Annotated in this window: 15 protein-coding genes; 7 read left to right on the top strand and 8 right to left on the bottom strand. The window is 65.7% G+C overall.

The window, feature by feature from the left end:
• Nucleotides 1-46: 46 nt before the first annotated feature.
• Entirely contained in the window at nt 47-682 is a 636-nt protein-coding gene (locus IP69_RS03290; RefSeq protein WP_054141343.1) for a TetR/AcrR family transcriptional regulator, read from the bottom strand.
• A 79-nt stretch (nt 683-761) separates the two neighbouring features.
• On the opposite strand from IP69_RS03290, the gene IP69_RS03285 reads away from it, so the two are divergent.
• Entirely contained in the window at nt 762-1,874 is a 1,113-nt protein-coding gene (locus tag IP69_RS03285) for an aldo/keto reductase (protein ID WP_054141441.1), read from the top strand.
• Nucleotides 1,875-1,936: 62 nt separating this feature from the next.
• Here the strand turns inward: IP69_RS03285 and IP69_RS03280 are convergent, their stop codons facing one another.
• Genes IP69_RS03280 through IP69_RS03270 form a run of 3 tightly spaced genes read right to left on the bottom strand, consistent with a single transcriptional unit; the run spans nt 1,937 to nt 4,337 of the window.
• On the bottom strand, nt 1,937-2,344 hold the full coding sequence (locus IP69_RS03280) for a hypothetical protein (RefSeq protein WP_248306682.1): 408 nt from the start codon (nt 2,342-2,344) through the stop codon (nt 1,937-1,939).
• Nucleotides 2,341-2,793 carry a DNA polymerase III subunit chi gene (locus IP69_RS03275; protein WP_054141342.1) on the bottom strand — a complete coding sequence of 151 codons (453 nt, stop codon included), beginning with the start codon at nt 2,791-2,793 and terminating at the stop codon, nt 2,341-2,343. Before IP69_RS03275 ends, IP69_RS03280 begins: the two co-directional genes overlap by 4 nt.
• Before the next feature lie 50 nt (nt 2,794-2,843).
• A complete protein-coding gene (locus IP69_RS03270; RefSeq protein WP_054141341.1) occupies nt 2,844-4,337 on the bottom strand; it encodes a leucyl aminopeptidase in 1,494 nt (497 codons plus the stop codon).
• A 159-nt stretch (nt 4,338-4,496) separates the two neighbouring features.
• Here IP69_RS03270 and lptF point away from each other — a divergent pair, with 159 nt between their 5' ends.
• The 6 genes from lptF to IP69_RS03240 are packed head-to-tail and all read left to right on the top strand — an operon-like array spanning nt 4,497 to nt 12,360.
• On the top strand, nt 4,497-5,690 hold the full coding sequence (gene lptF / locus IP69_RS03265; RefSeq protein WP_156323263.1) for an LPS export ABC transporter permease LptF: 1,194 nt from the start codon (nt 4,497-4,499) through the stop codon (nt 5,688-5,690).
• Nucleotides 5,690-6,778 (top strand): LPS export ABC transporter permease LptG, encoded by a 1,089-nt coding sequence (lptG, locus tag IP69_RS03260; RefSeq protein ID WP_054141340.1) that lies wholly within the window; start codon nt 5,690-5,692, stop codon nt 6,776-6,778. The genes lptF and lptG overlap by 1 nt, the downstream gene beginning before the upstream one ends.
• 57 nt (nt 6,779-6,835) lie before the next feature.
• Nucleotides 6,836-9,373, top strand: a complete 2,538-nt coding sequence (locus tag IP69_RS03255; RefSeq protein WP_054141438.1) for an LPS-assembly protein LptD — start codon at nt 6,836-6,838, stop codon at nt 9,371-9,373.
• Between the two features lie 60 nt (nt 9,374-9,433).
• Nucleotides 9,434-10,468: a 4-hydroxythreonine-4-phosphate dehydrogenase PdxA gene (gene pdxA / locus IP69_RS03250; protein WP_248306681.1), complete on the top strand. Its 1,035-nt coding sequence runs from the start codon at nt 9,434-9,436 to the stop codon at nt 10,466-10,468.
• Nucleotides 10,465-11,334: a 16S rRNA (adenine(1518)-N(6)/adenine(1519)-N(6))-dimethyltransferase RsmA gene (gene rsmA / locus IP69_RS03245; protein WP_054141339.1), complete on the top strand. Its 870-nt coding sequence runs from the start codon at nt 10,465-10,467 to the stop codon at nt 11,332-11,334. Before pdxA ends, rsmA begins: the two co-directional genes overlap by 4 nt.
• Before the next feature lie 36 nt (nt 11,335-11,370).
• On the top strand, nt 11,371-12,360 hold the full coding sequence (locus IP69_RS03240) for a tripartite tricarboxylate transporter substrate-binding protein (RefSeq protein WP_156323261.1): 990 nt from the start codon (nt 11,371-11,373) through the stop codon (nt 12,358-12,360).
• Between the two features lie 10 nt (nt 12,361-12,370).
• Here IP69_RS03240 and gmk read toward each other — a convergent pair whose 3' ends face one another.
• The 4 genes from gmk to fabF form a co-directional block, all read right to left on the bottom strand.
• Nucleotides 12,371-13,024 carry a guanylate kinase gene (gene gmk / locus IP69_RS03235; protein WP_054141435.1) on the bottom strand — a complete coding sequence of 218 codons (654 nt, stop codon included), beginning with the start codon at nt 13,022-13,024 and terminating at the stop codon, nt 12,371-12,373.
• A gap of 6 nt (nt 13,025-13,030) precedes the next feature.
• Entirely contained in the window at nt 13,031-13,912 is an 882-nt protein-coding gene (locus tag IP69_RS03230) for a YicC/YloC family endoribonuclease (RefSeq protein WP_054141338.1), read from the bottom strand.
• Nucleotides 13,913-14,077: 165 nt separating this feature from the next.
• Nucleotides 14,078-15,451, bottom strand: coding sequence for an endolytic transglycosylase MltG (gene mltG / locus IP69_RS03225; RefSeq protein ID WP_054141337.1), 1,374 nt, complete (start codon nt 15,449-15,451; stop codon nt 14,078-14,080).
• Nucleotides 15,452-15,647: 196 nt separating this feature from the next.
• Nucleotides 15,648-16,913 (bottom strand): beta-ketoacyl-ACP synthase II, encoded by a 1,266-nt coding sequence (gene fabF, locus IP69_RS03220; protein ID WP_054141336.1) that lies wholly within the window; start codon nt 16,911-16,913, stop codon nt 15,648-15,650.
• Nucleotides 16,914-16,988: the final 75 nt, after the last annotated feature.

The following is a 16,988-nucleotide window of genomic DNA, read 5'->3' as shown; positions in this document are numbered from 1 at the left end:
TCCTGATCCCGGGCCGAACCCTTCCATAGGCTCAGCAGCCATTTGCTCAGCCGCCATTGCGGATGAGTTCCGGCGGCCAGGCCGCCATCGCCATGCGCGCGATCCCCAGGAGCGTGTCGCGCGAGGCCCCGTCTCTCGCCAGGGTCGACAACCCCTGGATGACGGCCATGACATGCCCGGCCAGGGCATCCGGCTCGGCGTCGCAGGGCAGTTCCCCCATGTCGATGGCACCCGCGATCCTGTCCCGCAACCGGTCCTGGATGGCCCCCCGCATCCGCGCGAGCTCAACCTGAACGTCGCGCGCGGCGGCCGAGCAGCTGATCGCACCCGTCGCAAGCAGACATCCTGGCGGCGTGGTTTCGCCGGTGAAGGCGATGGCGGATCCGGCGAGCAGGCTCCAGGCTGCGGCCTTGGCCGTGTCGGCGTCGTCGATCAGCTGCTGAGCGGTGACGGGACCCGAGAGGTAGCGACGAACCGCTTCCAGGAAGAGCTGCTTCTTGTCACCGAAGGCGGCGTAGAGGCTTGGCGGCGTCACGCGCATCGCGGCCGTCAGCTCGGACAGCGAGGTGGCCTCGTAGCCATGCCGCCAGAACAGCAGCATTGCCGCATTGAGCGCCGCCTCGCGGTCGAAGGACAACGGTCGGCCGGGCCGGCGGCCGGCGGATGGAGACGAATATTTCATAGCAATCATTATACAATCGTTGACGTGCCGGTTCAACCAGCCTACAGATTTCATAGTGATCAATATGAAAATGTCCTCGATGTCCCTCACCGATTTTCGCACGCTTGGCCGCTCCGGTCTCGCCGTCAGCCCCCTCACCCTGGGGACGATGACGTTCGGCACGGCTCGCTGGGGACAGGACGAAGCCGGCAGTCGGGCGGTGTTCAACGCCTATGTCGACGCCGGTGGCAACGCCGTCGACACGGCGGACGTCTATGCGAGCGGCCGCTGCGAGGAGATGCTGGGCGGTTTCATCGCGGAACGCGGTCTGCGCGATCAGATTGTCTTGGCAACGAAATCGGGGTTCTGCGTGGGCGCGGGCCCCCATTCCGGCGGCAACGGCGCCAAGCATGTCCATGCCGCACTTCATCGTTCGCTGACGCGTCTGCGCACGGATTACATCGATCTGTACTGGATCCATGTCTGGGACGGCCTGACACCGGCCGAGGAGATGCTGGAGACGATGGCCGGGCTCGTTCGATCCGGCAAGATCCGCTACTGGGGCATCTCCAATGCGCCGGCCTGGTTCGTCGCGAAACTGGCAACGCTGGCGGCCCTTCGCGGGCAGCCGGGGCCCATCGCCCTGCAGTATTTCTACTCGCTCGTGAACCGCGATGTCGAAGACGAGCACATCCCGCTCGCCGCTGAGTTTGGTCTTGGGTTCGTGCCTTGGAGCCCACTCGGCTACGGCCTGCTCACGGGCAAGTATCGGCGCGAGGTCGTTGAGGCAGCCGGCCCGCGGGCAGCGGGACTGCCCTCGGTCGCGTCAACCGGGCAAGACGAGCGACCGATCGACGACAAGCGCCTCGATGGCCCCAACCCGTTCGGCGACAGCCTCTTCACAGAGCGCAACTGGGCGATCGTCGAAGCGGTGCGGCGCGTCGCGGAGGCCATCGGCCAGTCGTCAGCCCGCGTCGCGTTGTCCTGGGTGATCGGCCGTCCCGAGGTCGCGACCACACTCATGGGCGTCAGCCGGCCGGAGCAGATCGCCGACAACAGCGCGGCGCTCGATCTCGTCTTGTCGCCGGACGACCGAGCAGCGCTGGATGCGGCCAGCGCCTCGGCCGAGCCCCGGATGCTCTATCAGCTGTTTGCCCCGGCGCTGCGCCGCGAGGTCGTATTCGGTGGCAGTTCGGTCAGACGTCTGGGCTGAATCGCGTTCCCGGCCCATGCCGGTCGGACCGGGCGGGGTCGCGATGGATCGAGACCGCCGCCTTACCCCTGACCCGGCTTGACGATCCGGCTCAGCCTGTTGTCGGTGAACATGTAGATCTCGCGGCCGCCGGGCTCGGCGTAGAGCACCTGCGTCTCGCGCTGGCCCTTGCCGCTCTCGCCGATCAGCACGTCGGTGGGTTTGGCGCCCTTGAGCGTGACCAGCTCGCATTCGGTGATGCCCTCGGCGATCGCGGACGGCGGCGGGCTGCCGGCGGCGGCACCCGTGCTGCACTCGCCATCGGCCGTCAGCCCGATGGGCGCGGCCCGCGGCGGAAGGGTGATCGCGGCAGCGGCCGTGCGGGTGGTGGTTTCGCCCCCGCGCGTGTCCGAGGTGAAGGCGAAGCCGCCCATATCGACGGAGCATCCGCCGAGCGCGGCGGCGCAGAGCAGCAATACAGGCAATCTCACGCTTTTTTCTCCCAACGGCCGGTCTCGTCCTGCTGCCAGTAGCTGGCGGCGAGGCTCAAGGCTTTGGCCTTCTTCCAGTCCTCGCGCGCTGCCGTCAGCGCGTCGGGGTCATCACCATCGAAGATCAACACGACGCGTTCGTAATCGGCCATTGCGTCGGGAATACGGACACCCTCCGCGCAGATCCGGATCTGGGCCCCGTTTGGGTTGTGCGACTGCGTCGTCAGCACAACGGGATTTTGCGCCGCGTCGGCTTCCATCGCCGTGACATGGGGCAGGAAACTTTCGTCGGAATAGGTCCACAGATGATCGTCGACCGCGCTCAGCCGCTCCTGGCTCGACAGTTCCACCACGACCTTCTGCCCGCGCGACAATGCGCGCTCGACGATCGTCGGCAGCACCTGCTCGAGCGGACGCGACTGGAGATGGAAGAACAGGATCTCGGCCATCAAATGCCTTTTCGCCGCATGGGCTTGCGCGCGTTCCCTATCAGCTTGAGTCAGCCCTCGTAATGTTCGGAAACGAGCCGGTCGAGAAGGCGTACACCCCAGCCCGAGCCCCAGGAGCGGTTGGTCTCCGAATTGGGCGAACTCATGCCGGTTCCGGCGATGTCGAGATGAACCCAAGGGGTGTCGTTGACATGGCGCTGCAGGAACTGCGCGGCGGTGATCGAGCCGCCATGACGGCCGGCCGCGTTCTTCATGTCGGCAAATTTCGAGTCGATCATCTTGTCATAGGCCTTGCCGAGCGGCATGCGCCAGACGGTCTCGCCGGTTGCCTTGCCGGCCGCCGCCAAACGCTCGCTCAACTCGTCGTTGTTTGAGAACAGCCCGGCGTGCTCCTGCGCCAGCGCGACCAGGATCGCGCCGGTCAGCGTCGCCAGGTTGATCATGAACTGCGGCTTGAACTGCTCTTGCGTGTACCAGAGCACGTCGGCCAGGACGAGGCGGCCTTCCGCATCGGTGTTGATGATCTCGATGGTCTGGCCCGACAGCGAAGTGACGATGTCGCCGGGGCGCTGAGCGTTGCCGTCGGGCATGTTCTCGACAAGGCCGATGATGCCGATGGCGTTGACCCTGGCCTTGCGGGCCGCCAGCGCATGCATCAACCCGACCACGCAGGCGGCGCCCGCCATGTCGCCCTTCATATCCTCCATGCCGGCGCCGGGCTTCAGCGAGATGCCGCCGGTGTCGAAGGTCACGCCCTTGCCGACGAAGGCGATCGGCTGCGTGCTGCCCTTGGCGCCGTTCCAGCGCATGATCGCGACGCGGCTTTCGCGACGCGAGCCCTGGCCAACGGCCAGAAGCGCGCGCATGCCGATCTTCTTGAGCTGCTTCTCGTCGAGGATCTCGACCTCGACACCGAGTTTGCCGAGCTTGGCGGCGCGATCGGCGAACTCCTCCGGATAGAGCACATTGGGCGGCTCATTGACGAGCGTGCGGGCCAGATCGACGCCGGCGGCAACCGCCTCCGCCGCCTTGAACACCTTCTTGCCGACAGATGGCTCCGGCAGGCGCAGCGTCGCCGTGATCGGTTCGGCCTCCTCGGGTTTCTTGCTCTTGGTTTTGTATTCGTCGAACACATAGGAACGCAGCCGCATCCCGAGCGCGATCTCGCCGGCATGCTCGGCACCGAGCGGCCCCTCCGGCAGCGCCATGATCACGTCGGCACTGCGGCCATGGCCCAGCCGGCCCGCGATGGCGCCACCCAGCTTGACGAAATCCAGCGTGGCGCGCTCAGCCTCCGGGCCAGTGCCGACCGCGATCAGGCGCTCATAGCCGGCACCGTCGGGCGCCAGCAGCGTCAAGCCGGCAAATGCCTTACCCTTGAACCGCTCGGCCGAGGCGGCGCGCGCGAGCAGGCCATGGGCGCCCTCGCCCAGCCACTCCTCCGCCGCCTTGGACGGGGCCAGCGTGTCGGACAGAAGGATCACGAGGTCCTGCCCCCCGATGGCGTTGAGGGGTTTGATCTCGAGCTTCAGGCGCTGCGACATGGTCGGCTCACGATGTTGCGAGGGAGGCGTGGAGGCGGGGTGAAACGAAACGGCCGCAAACGATTCCCGTTTGCGCCTTGATTGCGCCTATACCATAGGGTGTTTTCAGCGAACCACCAGCGCAGGGCCTGCCCGCGTTGCCCCACGGGAAGGCCAAGCGTGCTGCTCCAGCGTCTCGACCGCTACATCCTGAAGATGGCGACGATCGCATCGATCGTCCTGCTGATCGGGCTGACCAGCGTGATCTGGGTCACACAGGCGCTGCGCGAGGTCGATCTGATCACCGGCAAGGGCCAGACGATCCTGATCTTCTTCACCGTGACGCTTCTGTCGCTGCCCGCGCTGATCGCCGGCATCGCGCCGGTCGCGCTGTTCATGGCGACGCTCTATACGCTCAACCGCCTGAATGGTGATTCCGAGTTGATCGTCATGAACGCCGCCGGCGTCGCACCGCGTCGCATCGCACGGCCCTTCATCGTCCTGACGATCGCGGTCTCGCTGCTTGTGGGCTGGATGTCGTTTTCGGTGATGCCGGCGGGCTTCCGGGCGCTGCGCGACCTGATCACACTGATCCGGGCCGATTTCGTCGCCAATGTCGTCAAGGAAGGTCAGTTCGTCTCGCTCGATTCCGGCGTCACCTTCCACTATCGCGAACGCTCGGGCGACGCGCTGGTCGGCATCTTCATGCAGGACCGGCGCGATCCTAGCCAACCCTCGATCTATATCGCCGAGCGCGGCCGCACCGTCGAGGTCGATGGATCGAGCTTTCTGATGCTGGAGAAGGGCACCATCCAGCGCGAGACCAAGAACACCGACACCACCTCGATCATCTCGTTCGAGCGCTATGCGCTCAATCTCTCAGCCCTGTCGGGGGACGCCACCGGCGGCGCCGGTGAAGGGGATGGCGACAAGGTCGTCTACAAGCCGCGCGAACGCACCACCTGGCAGCTCCTGAACCAGGATCCCAACGAAAGTTACTATAAATATCAGGAAGGTCGCTTCCGCGCCGAGCTTCACAACCGGCTTGCAGCGCCGCTCTATCCGATGGCGTTCATGCTGATCGCGTTTGCCTGTATCGGCGAAGCGCGCACCACGCGCCAGGGCCGCGCTCTTGCGATCCAGGCTGCGATCCTGATCGTCGCGGCCACCCGGATCGGGGCCTACATGGCCTGGACCGCCAGCGTGCGGTCGCCGCTGGCGGCAGCCATGCTCTACATCCTGCCGCTGGTTGCGATCGCTCTTGCTTCGGCAATGATCCTGTATGGCCAGCGTCTGCGTCCCTTGCTGGCGACAGCAGCGGCGCCTCTGATCTTGCCCTTCGCCGGGTTGACCGCTCGGTTCAGGCGCGCTTGATGCTATTGGTCTCGACCTTCGGACGCTATCTGACGAAGCAGTTCGCACGCTCGATCCTCGGCGTGTTCGGAACATTCTTCTTCCTGATCGGCACGCTCGATTTCGTCGAACTGATGCGGCGCGCTGGCGATTCGCCTGAGGCGACGACGCCGTTGATCGTGCAGCTCGCGCTGTTTCGGGTTCCCAGCGTGGCGGAGCAGATCTTCCCCTTCGCCGTCCTGTTTGGCGGAATGTTCGCGCTGCTGACGCTGAGCCGAAAACTCGAGCTCGTCGTGGCGCGGGCCGTGGGTGTTTCGGCCTGGCAGTTCCTGCAGCCGGCGGCCCTCGTCGCCGGCGCGATCGGGCTGGTCTCGATCCTGATCTACAACCCGGTCGCGGCCGAATTGAAGCGCAAGGCGACGGCGCTCGAGACGCGGCTGTTCGTGCGGGCAGCACAGCCCAGCAGCACGCCCGAGATCTGGCTGCGGCAGCGCAGTGTCGATGGGCAGGCCATCATTCGCGCGGCTGGCGCGCTGCCGGACGGCAACGGCCTCTCTCAGGTCGCCATCTTCAGCTTTTCGGCTGGAGGCGGCTTCAGCGAGCGCATCGATGCCCGTCAGGCCGTGCTCCAGCACGGCTACTGGGAGCTGACGGATGCCCGCGTTATCTCCGCCATGGAAGAGCCGCAAACCTACAAGAACTATCTGTTTGCATCGACGCTGGAACCGGAACAGGTGCGGCAGAGCTTCACACCGCCGGACGCTGTCGGGTTCTGGTCGATGCCGGCTGTGATCGAGCGAACACAACGGGCAGGCCTCGATACCACCCGCTATGAGTTGCGCTATCAATCGCTGCTGGCCAGACCGCTTCTCCTGATCGCTATGGTTCTCGTGGCCGCATCCGTTTCCTTAAGATTTTTCAGGTTTGGTGGCGTGACCAGACTGGTGATAGCTGGTGTCGCTGCGGGCTTCATGCTGTATGTGGCGACGCAGCTGTCGGAGGAGCTCGGCTCGTCGGGCATCGTCAACCCGGTGATCGCGGCGTGGCTGCCGGCAACCATCGGGGCGATGCTGGGCTCGCTGGCTCTTCTCCATCAGGAAGATGGGTAATCGTACTGTGCTTATGGTTAATTTAGGATTGAGCGTATGGTGCCGGGCGTGAAGCGGATGGCTCGATTTGCCGCGGCCACCGCCCTGGCCTCAAGCCTCGCCTATGTCCTGGTCGCGGCTGGGGCTGCTTTTGCGCAGACGCCGCCTGTCGCCAATCCGCAGGACCGCATGGTCGTCGATGCGCGCGAACTCGTCTATGACAACGACAAGAAGACCGTATCCGCTGTGGGCGACGTGCAGATCCTGTATCAGGGCCGCACGATCGAGGCTGACAGGGTTACCTATGACCAGGCCGGCAAGCGCGTGGTCGCGACCGGCAATGCCCGCATCACCGAGGCCAACGGCACCGTCATCACGGGCGACCGCTTCAACCTGACGGATGATTTCCGCGACGGCTTCATCGATTCGCTGCGCGTGGTGAACCCCGACAAGACCCGCTTCAGCGCGCCGCGTGCCGAGCGCACGGATGGCGAGACCTTCATCTTCGAGAAGGGCATCTACACGGCCTGCGAACCCTGCAAGGACAACCCCGAGCGGCCGCCGCTCTGGCAGGTCCGCGCGGCGCGGATCATCCACAAGAAGGCCGAGCAGACGATCTACTACGAGGAGGCGCGGCTCGAGTTCGCAGGCGTGCCGCTGGCCTATATCCCGTATATGTCGGGGCCGGATTCGACGGTGAAGCGCAAGTCCGGCTTCCTGTCGCCGAAATTCCTCAACACCACCCCTCTCGGCTATGGCATCGGCCTACCCTACTTCATCAATCTGGCGCCGAACTACGATCTGACGCTGACGCCGACCTACCTGACCCGTCAGGGACTGCTGGGCCAGGTCGAGTGGCGCCATCGGCTGATGAACGGCTCGTACACGATCCGCGCATCGGGCATCTTCCAGCAGGAGAAGGAAGCGTTCCTGGCGGCCCCGCTGGGCCCGGGAGACGACACGTTCCGCGGCTCTGTCGAGACCAACGGCAAGTTCTTCATCAATCCGCGCTGGACCTTCGGCTGGAATGCGTCGATGTCGACGGATCGTTGGTTCTACAAGAACTACCGCATTCTCAATGAAAGCCTGAGTTCGGCGACCTATCTCCAGGAAGCGATTTCGACCGTGTATCTGAACGGTCAAAGCGCGAGCGCCTTTTTCGATCTTCGCGGCTATTACTTCCAGCCCCTCACCTCGACGGACTGGCAGAAGCAGCAGCCGGTCGTTTTGCCGGTGATCGACTACAACAAGCGCGTCCACAAGCCGAGTTTCCTTGGCGGCGAACTGACGTTCAACGCCAATGTCACCCATCTGACGCGCGACGCGGCGGCCTTCCAGCAATTGCCTCAGCAAAGTGCTTTTCTGATCAGCGGCACGACGAGCGACGGCACCGGCTACTCCCTCTATGACGGCTGCGCGGTCTATCAGAAGAACACCTGCCTTGTTCGAGGACTTGCCGGAAACGTGGCGCGAGCCACGGCCGAGGTGTCCTGGCGTCGCAACATCATCGATCCCATCGGTCAGGTCTGGACGCCCTACGCGTCGGTGCGCGCCGATATCTTCTCGGTCAACCCCGACACGAGCGGCTACCCGAACGACCGTGTCCGTTCGATCGTGGACACCTCCGACGAGATCTTTGGCCGGGCCATGCCGGCGATCGGCCTGATGTACCGCTACCCCTTCGTCGCCAAGACCGGATGGGGTACCCACATCATCGAGCCGGTGGCGCAGATCGTGGCTCGTCCCAACGAGACCAACAGTCTTCGCGTCGCCAACGAGGATGCGCAAAGCCTCGTCTTCGACGCCAACAACCTGTTCGAGTGGAGCGGCAAATTCTCGGGCTACGATCGGGTCGAGGGCGGCACGCGGGCCAATATCGGGGCGCTTTATACCGGGCGCTTCGGCAAGGAGGGCTTTGCCAATCTGCTGCTTGGGCAGTCCTATCACCTCGGCGGGCGCAATTCCTTCGCCAGCGGTGACCTGGTCAATACCGGCCTTAATTCTGGGCTTGATACCGACACGTCCGATTTTGTCGCCCGCGCACAGATTTCTCCGATGCAGGGGCTGTTCTTTACCGGTGCGACACGGCTCAACCAGACCACGTTCGAGACGCAGCGCATCGATGCGGCCGCGACCTATACCAACAGTGTCGTCACCGCCTCGATCGGCTATGGCCGCTACGAACCGCAGCCAAGCCTCGGCATCTTCCGCCGCCGCGAAGGCGTTTCGCTGAACGGCTCGCTTCTGGTGACGCCGAACTGGCGTCTGCGCGCCGGCGTGCTCTTCGATCTGGACAAGTACAAATACGACCGCGAGGTCAGACTGGCCCAGTACACCGCCTGGCAAGCCTCGCCCGCGACCGTCGCCGTGCCGAAATACACCGATACGGGCTTGTTCCAGACGGCCTCCACGTCCTTCGGCATCAACTACACGGACGAATGCACCGTCTTCGATGTGAGCTATTCGCAAAGCTATGCCGACCGCCAGTCGGGCGCGACGAAGGATACGCGCACGGTGATGTTCAGGCTCGAACTGAGGACGCTTGGCGAATTGAGCTACCAGCAGAACCTCGGCGGCGCCGCGACGACGGGCGACGGCGTTACCTCCAGCCAGTAAGCGCGGCCAAAGCACTGGCGCCGGGACGAAGACGAAAATCCCATGCGCCCGGAGTCCAGGATGCCTTCGCAGTTGCCGATGCCGTTGCCGCCGATCGCCCTGACCCAGGGTGATCCGGCCGGGATCGGACCTGAAATTACCCTGCTGGCCTGGCAACAGCGCAAGGAGCGCGCGCTGCCGCATTTCGCCTGCATCGCCGATATCGAGCAGCTGTCGCGCCTTGCAAAACGGCTGGGGCTCGATGTGCCGCTTGCCGCGTGCGGCTGGGATGACGTCGAGCGGCAATTTGCAACGGCGCTGCCCGTGTTTCCTCTCGCGGAGGCTGTCGCCGCAGAACCTGGACAGCCCGACCCCGCGACCGCCGCAGGAACGATCGCCTCGATCAAGCATGCGGTCGCGGCAGCGCGTTCGGGGAAGGCCGCCGCGGTCGTCACCAACCCGATCGCGAAATCGGTGCTCTATGCGGCAGGCTTTGCTCATCCAGGCCATACCGAGTTTCTCGCTCACCTCGCGGCCGATGGCGGCCCCGCTCCGCTGCCGGTGATGATGCTGTGGTGCGACGCACTCGCAGTCGTGCCGGTCACGATCCATGTCCCGCTACGCGCCGTGCCGGATCTGCTGACGACGGAGATGATCGTGGAGACCGGGCGCATTGTTGCGCATGCGTTGACCCGCAGCTTCGGCGTCGCTTCGCCGCGGCTGGCGCTGGCTGGACTCAACCCGCATGCCGGGGAGGATGGCGCGCTGGGCCACGAGGACGCCGCCATCGTGCGCCCGGCCATCGACGCGCTGCGTTCTCTCGGCATCAATGCCAGTGGCCCCTACCCGGCCGACACGATGTTTCACGCGCGGGCGCGCGCCGGCTATGACGCGGCGTTGGCGATGTATCATGATCAGGCGCTGATCCCGATCAAAACGATCGCCTTCGACGACGGGGTCAATGTCACGCTCGGCCTGCCCTTCATCCGCACCTCGCCCGACCACGGCACGGCGTTCGACATCGCCGGAAAGGGCATAGCCCGGCCCGACAGCCTGATCGCGGCGATCAAACTGGCTGCGCGGATGGCAGCCCGGCATCAACAGGCGATGATATGAGCCAGATCGACACGCTGCCGCCTTTGCGCGAGGTGGTCGAGCGCCATGGCCTGATGGCGCAGAAGTCACTAGGCCAGAATTTTCTCTACGATCTCAACCTGACCTCGCGGATCGCTCGCGCAGCCGGTGCGCTCGAGGGAGAGACCGTGGTCGAGATCGGGCCAGGGCCGGGCGGGCTGACGCGGGCTCTGCTCGCCAATGGTGCGGCCCGCGTGATCGCCATCGAGCGCGACCGGCGCTGCCTGCCGGCGCTGCAGGAAATCGCCGAGCATTATCCAGGCCGGCTCGAGGTCGTCGATGGCGATGCTCTGGCTGTCGATCTGTCGGCCCGTCTCGAAGGCCGACCTGCCCGGATCATCGCCAACCTGCCCTACAACATCGGCACCCCGCTTCTGGTCGGCTGGCTCAGCGGCGAAGCCTGGCCGCCCTGGTGGACCTCGCTGACGCTGATGTTCCAGCGCGAGGTCGCCGAGCGGATCGTGGCGACGCCCGAGCAGCGCGCCGATTATGGCCGGCTTGCGGTGCTGTGCAACTGGCGCTGCGAGACGAAGATCCTGTTCGACGTACCCCGCAGCGCCTTCGTGCCGCCCCCCAAGATCACCTCGGCGGTGGTGCATCTCCTGCCGCGGCAGGACCCGGAGCCCTGCGACCGGCGCCTGCTCGAACGGATCACGCTCGCCGCCTTCGGGCAGCGCCGCAAGATGCTGCGGCAGAGCCTCAAGGCGGTTCTCGCGGAGCCGGGAGACTGGATCGAGGACGCCGGGATCGTGCCCACCGCGCGCGCCGAGGAGGTGCCAGTGGCAAGTTTTGTGCGTCTGGCGAACGCCCTGCCGCGACATCTGCGCCAGGGTGACGCGCCGGCCTGAGCGAGCGCATCGCCATCAACCGTCGGAGACGCCGCCATGATGCCTGCCAGACCGTCGCTGCTGAAGATCGGCCTGTGTGTCGCCGTCGCGATACTGGCCTCGCCTGCCGCGGCGCAAACTTCGGATTTTCCCAACAGGCCCATCCGGATCGTCGTCGGCTTTGCGGCCGGCGGGGCGCCCGACGCGCTTGCCAGAATCGTGGCGGAGAAGTTGACCCAGCGCTGGGGCCTGGGCGTGACGGTCGAGAACCGGGTCGGGGCGCAGGGCAACACCGCGATGGCGGCCGTCGCCAAGGCCGAGCCCGACGGACACACGCTGGCGCTCATGCCGGTCGGCAATGCCGCGGTGAACCCCGCGCTCTTCGCCAATTTACCTTATGATCCGGTCAAGGATTTCGCGCCCGTCACGCAGATCGCCAGCGTCGAGAACGTGCTGGTCGTCTCTGCGGCTTCACGGATCACCTCGTTGCAGGACCTGGTCGCGCGCGGACGCGCCGGCACCGACAAGCTGACCTATGCATCGCCGGGAGCCGGAAGCCTGGCTCATCTCGCGGCGGAACTGCTGGCGCGATCGGCCGGCTTCAGCATGACGCATGTGCCCTATCGCGGCGTCGCGCCGGCGCTGACCGACGTGATGCGCGGCGATGTCGATCTGATCGTGGCGCAGCTCTCGACCGCCAAGCCCTTGATCGACGCGGGCCAGCTGCGCGCGCTCGGGCTTGCCAGCAGCCAGCGCAGCGCGGTGTTGCCGAACTTGCCGACGATCGCCGAGGCGCTGGCGCTGCCCGGCTTCGAGGCGGTGTCCTGGTATGCACTGATGGCGCCTGCCGGCACGCCCGCTCATAGCGTTGCGCGGCTGAACCAGGCGGTAGCCGACGCTCTTCGGGCGCCTGATGTCGTGGCTGCGTTGGCGGCACAGGGCGCCCAGCCGATCGGCAATTCCCCCGCCGCGCTTGCTGCCGTCATCGCCGCCGATACGCTGCGCTGGGCCAAGGTCGTGCGAGAGGCCGGCATCCAACCCAACTGAGGCGAAGCCTTCAGGGCAGGGTCTCCGTCAGCAGTCGCTCGACGAAGGCGCCGAGCCCCACGGCGCGGCTGCGCTTGAGCCGCTCGGCCGCGAGGATCGAGCGGACGGCCTCATAGGCTTTTTCGAGATCGTCGTTGACGATGACATAGTCGTAGACGCTCCAGCGCGCGATCTCCTCGCGGGCATTGGCCAGCCGCCGGGCGATGACATCGGGCGCATCCTCCGCCCGGCGCACCAGGCGCGAGCGCAGCTCGGCCATCGAGGGCGGCAGGATGAAGATCGAGACGACATCCTCGCGAGCCCGCTCGAGGATCTGCTGCGTGCCCTGCCAGTCGATATCGAACAGCACGTCGCGACCGGCCTTCAGCGAGGTCTCAACGGGCTTGCGCGGCGTGCCATAGCCATTGCCGTGCACCTCGGCCCATTCGAGCAGCTCGTCGCGCTCGCGCATCTGGTCGAAGGTTTCGCGGTCGATGAAGTGGTAATGCACGCCCTCGATCTCGGAGGGCCGCTTGGCGCGCGTCGTCACCGAAATCGACAGATCGAGATTGGTTTCGCTCGGCGACTTCGACAGCGTCCGAGTCAGCGTCGATTTTCCGGCCCCAGACGGCGAGGACATGATCATGATCAGCCCGCGGCGGGCCGGGCGCGCGATATCGGGCATCAACACTCACTCCACATTCTGAACCTGCTCGCGCATCTGGTCGACGACCGTGCGCAGTTCCAGGCCGATGCGGGACAAGCCGGCATCACCCGCCTTGGCGCAGAGCGTGGAGGCCTCGCGGCCGAACTCCTGCGAGAGGAAATCGAGCTTGCGGCCGATCGGACCGCCCTGCTCCAGCAGCAGGCGCAGCGCCACGACATGGGCCTGGAGCCGGTCGATCTCCTCGCGGATGTCGGCCTTCACCGCCAGCAGCGCCGCTTCCTGATGCAGGCGCTGCGGGTCGAGCGCCTGGCTTGCCTCCAGCAGCGCCGCGACCTGCGAGGCGATGCGCAGCCGAATCGCATCGACGCCGCGAGCCGGATGGCTCTCGGCCTGGGTCGTGAGGCGGGCAATCGCCTCCAAATGGCCATTGAGAACGGCTTCGAGCGCGCGTCCTTCGCTGGCGCGCGCCTCCTTCAGCCCGAGCACGACCGCTTCGAGCCCTGCCAGAACCGGCGCCTCGAGGACGGTCAGCGCGTCCTCGCCGTCTTCGGCGAGTTCGATCACGCCGCGGATACCCAGCAACCCGTCATAGGATGGGGGACGGACCGTTTCGGACGCCGGCAGCCGCGCGATCGATTCGAGCAGGGCCGCGAGCACGGCCTCGTTGATGCGCGGACGTGGGGGCCCGGCATCGCTGCTGATCTGCAGATTGACGTGGAGCGTGCCACGGGCGAAGGCGCCAGTCAGGCGCTTTCGCGCAGCTTCAGCCAGGATCTCGAAGCCCGGCGGCACCCGCACGCGCAGATCCAGCCCTCGACCGTTGACGCTGCGGACCTCCCAGGCGAAGGCGTGGACACCCACAGTCCCTGCCGCCCGAGCAAACCCGGTCATGCTTTCGATGGCCATGTCACTTCGGTCTCCCCACCGCCTGATGCGGCGGGACCCTAGTGGCGGGACATACCGGGGGCAAGCGCACCACCGCCGGCCCGACCAGGAAGATGGGGACCGCGACCCGTTAATCGATCTCAAACCGAAGCCACTGGAGTGCCCGCACTCCAGACAGACGGCCGCCTAGGGTCTGAGAACCGGGATCCGCTGGGGCGAATTCAGATCGAAGGTCTTGTTCAGAAGCGGGTCTCGCGGGGTCCCCTCCGATGCGTCGAAAGCACGCGCGCGCGAAGCGCCCGCGAGGCTTGCGCCCTGTTGGAGCGCCGGCCCGCCGGCCCGGCGGTTGCCCGGGACGGGCCAGGTCTCAATGGCTTCGCCCTCGGCCGGTGTCGGAGCTTCGGTGCGCTGATCGGGGGCCGCCGGCGGCTCGACCTTGTCGACGGAGGCCTCGGCCGGCGGCTTGCCCGGCTCGCGGCGCGCCGCCTCGATCTGGCGCCAGCGCCCGACATTGCGGTTGTGCTGTTCGAGAGTCTCGGCGAAAGCATGCCCGCCGCTGCCATCGGCGACGAAATAGAGATCCTTGGTGCGGGAATGGTTGACCACCGCTTCCATGGCCGCGCGGCCAGGATTGGCAATCGGTCCCGGCGGCAAACCATCGATGGCGTAGGTGTTGTAGGGCGTCGGCTGCGTGATCTCGCTGCGCAGGATCGAGCGGCCGAGCGTGCCCTTGCCGCCGACGATGCCGTAGACGATCGTCGGGTCGGATTGCAGCTTCATCTTGCGGTTAAGCCGATTGATGAAAACGCCCGCGACGCGCGGCCGCTCGTCGGCACGACCCGTTTCCTTCTCGACAATCGAGGCCAGAACAACGAGTTCCTGAGGGGTCTTGATCGGCAGGTCGGCGGGTTTACGCTCCCAAATCCGGGCGAGCACCGCGCGCTGGTCGCGCGCCATGCGGTCGATGATCGCTTGCCGGCTGAAGCCGCGCGGTATCCGATAGGTATCGGGCAAAATCGAGCCTTCGCGCGGTACCTGGATGATATCGCCGGTGAGGAGTTCATTCTCGCGCAGGCGGGCGACGATCTGCTCGCTGGTCAGGCCTTCCGGCACGGTGATCGAATGCTCGACCACCTTGCCGTCGGCAATGATGTCGAGGATTTCCGCCTGGCTGATCCGCGCCTTGAACAGATATTCGCCAGCCTTGAGCTTCGTCCAGTTGCCGCTGGCCAGCGCCGAAATCCGGAAGGTCCAGGGGTGCTCGATCATGCCTTCCCGCTGCAACAGATCGGCAATCTCGGTCAGGCCACTGTCCTTGGGGATGATCAGGACTCGGTCGTTCGCCAGCGGTCCGGGCGCACGGCTCTGGGTGCCGACCATGACGAAGCCCGCGCCGGCCAGTCCCGCAACGACCAGGACGGCCGTGAACAGCCCGCTCATCATGGCGATGAAAGGGCTGCTGCGCCGGCGGCGGCGGGCTTTCGGCGGAGGCGCGGGCGGCGCGACCGGCTTCAGGGCCTCGCTGGGGCTTTTCGGGGCGACGCGGGGCGAATGATTCACGGCTGTAGCGCTCGCAGTTTCACTTCATCACGGCAGGATCACCGGTCGGGCGCAAGCCGCCGAACCGGGCACACTCAGCTGACAGCTGATGCAATAGAACTGCATTCTCGGTGCTCGCGAAAGCGAATTCGTGACCGACAGCTGTCGCGCACTCTAGTGAAGAATATGGCGAAAGCGCGCTTTGCGGTGCCGCCGCCTACTCCTTGAAACGCCGCATCACCAGCGAGGCATTGGTCCCGCCGAAGCCAAAAGAGTTCGACAGCACGACGTCGATATCCCGATTCTGCGCAACATGCGGCACGAGATCGAGATCGGTTTCGACGGAAGGGTTGTCGAGGTTGATGGTTGGCGGTGCGATCTGGTCGCGTATTGCGAGGATCGCGAAAATGGCCTCGACCGCCCCGGCCGCTCCGAGCAGATGGCCGGTCGCCGATTTGGTCGAGGACATTGCCGGCTTCTTCGGCGCGTTGGCGAGCAGCCGCTCGACGGCGCGCAGTTCGATCTCATCGCCAAGCTGCGTCGAGGTGCCGTGCGCGTTGATGTAATCAAGTTCGGAAGCTGCAATGCCCGCCCGGTTCAGCGCCATGGCCATGCAACGATAGGCGCCATCGCCATCCTCGGCCGGCGAGGTGATGTGATAGGCGTCGCCTGACATGCCGTAGCCGACGACCTCCGCATAGATGCGCGCGCCGCGGGCCAAAGCGTGTTCGAGTTCCTCGAGCACGACGACGCCAGCACCCTCGCCCATCACGAAGCCGTCGCGATCCTTGTCATAAGGGCGCGACGCCTTCTCGGGCGTGTCGTTGAAATTCGTGGAGAGCGCGCGACAGGCGCAGAAACCGGCGATGCCGAGACGGTTGATCGCCGATTCGGCGCCGCCGGCGAGCATCACGTCGGCATCGCCGAGCGCAATCATGCGCGAGGCGTCGCCGATGGCATGCGCGCCCGTGGAGCAGGCGGTCACCACGGAATGATTGGGGCCCTTCAGGCCGTATTCGATCGACACGTAGCCGGCAGCGAGATTGCTCAGGCGGCCCGGAATGAAGAAGGGCGACAGCCGGCGCGGACCGCGCTCCTTCAGCAGGATCGAGGCTTCGTAGATGCCGCCGAGGCCGCCGATGCCGGAACCGATGGCGACACCCGTCGCGATCTGGTCCTCGTAGCTTTCAGGCTTCCAGTTCGCGTCCGCCAGCGCCTGCTTGGCGGCGGCCATCGCGAAGACGATGAAGTCGTCAACCTTGCGCTGCTCCTTGGGCTCCATCCAGTCATCTGGATTGAAGGTCCCGTTCGAGCCATCGCCACGCGTGATGTTGCAGGCGATGCGCGCCGGCAGATCGCTGCAGTCGAAGCTGGTGATGGGGCCGGCGCCACTGGCGCCGGCCAAAATACGAGACCAGGTCGGTTCTACGCCGCAGGCGAGCGGCGAGACCATGCCAAGTCCGGTCACGACGACACGTCGCATCGGGAAACTGCGTGAAACCATGATGCTTTCTGCAGCGGCCGGCCTGGAAACGATCGATCAGGCTGTCCTTATCGA

This window comes from Allobosea sp. AAP35 (genome assembly GCF_001295925.1).
Classification (GTDB): domain Bacteria; phylum Pseudomonadota; class Alphaproteobacteria; order Rhizobiales; family Beijerinckiaceae; genus Allobosea.
Note: the sequence above shows the minus strand (reverse complement) of the source record. Positions and strands in the feature narration are given on the sequence as shown.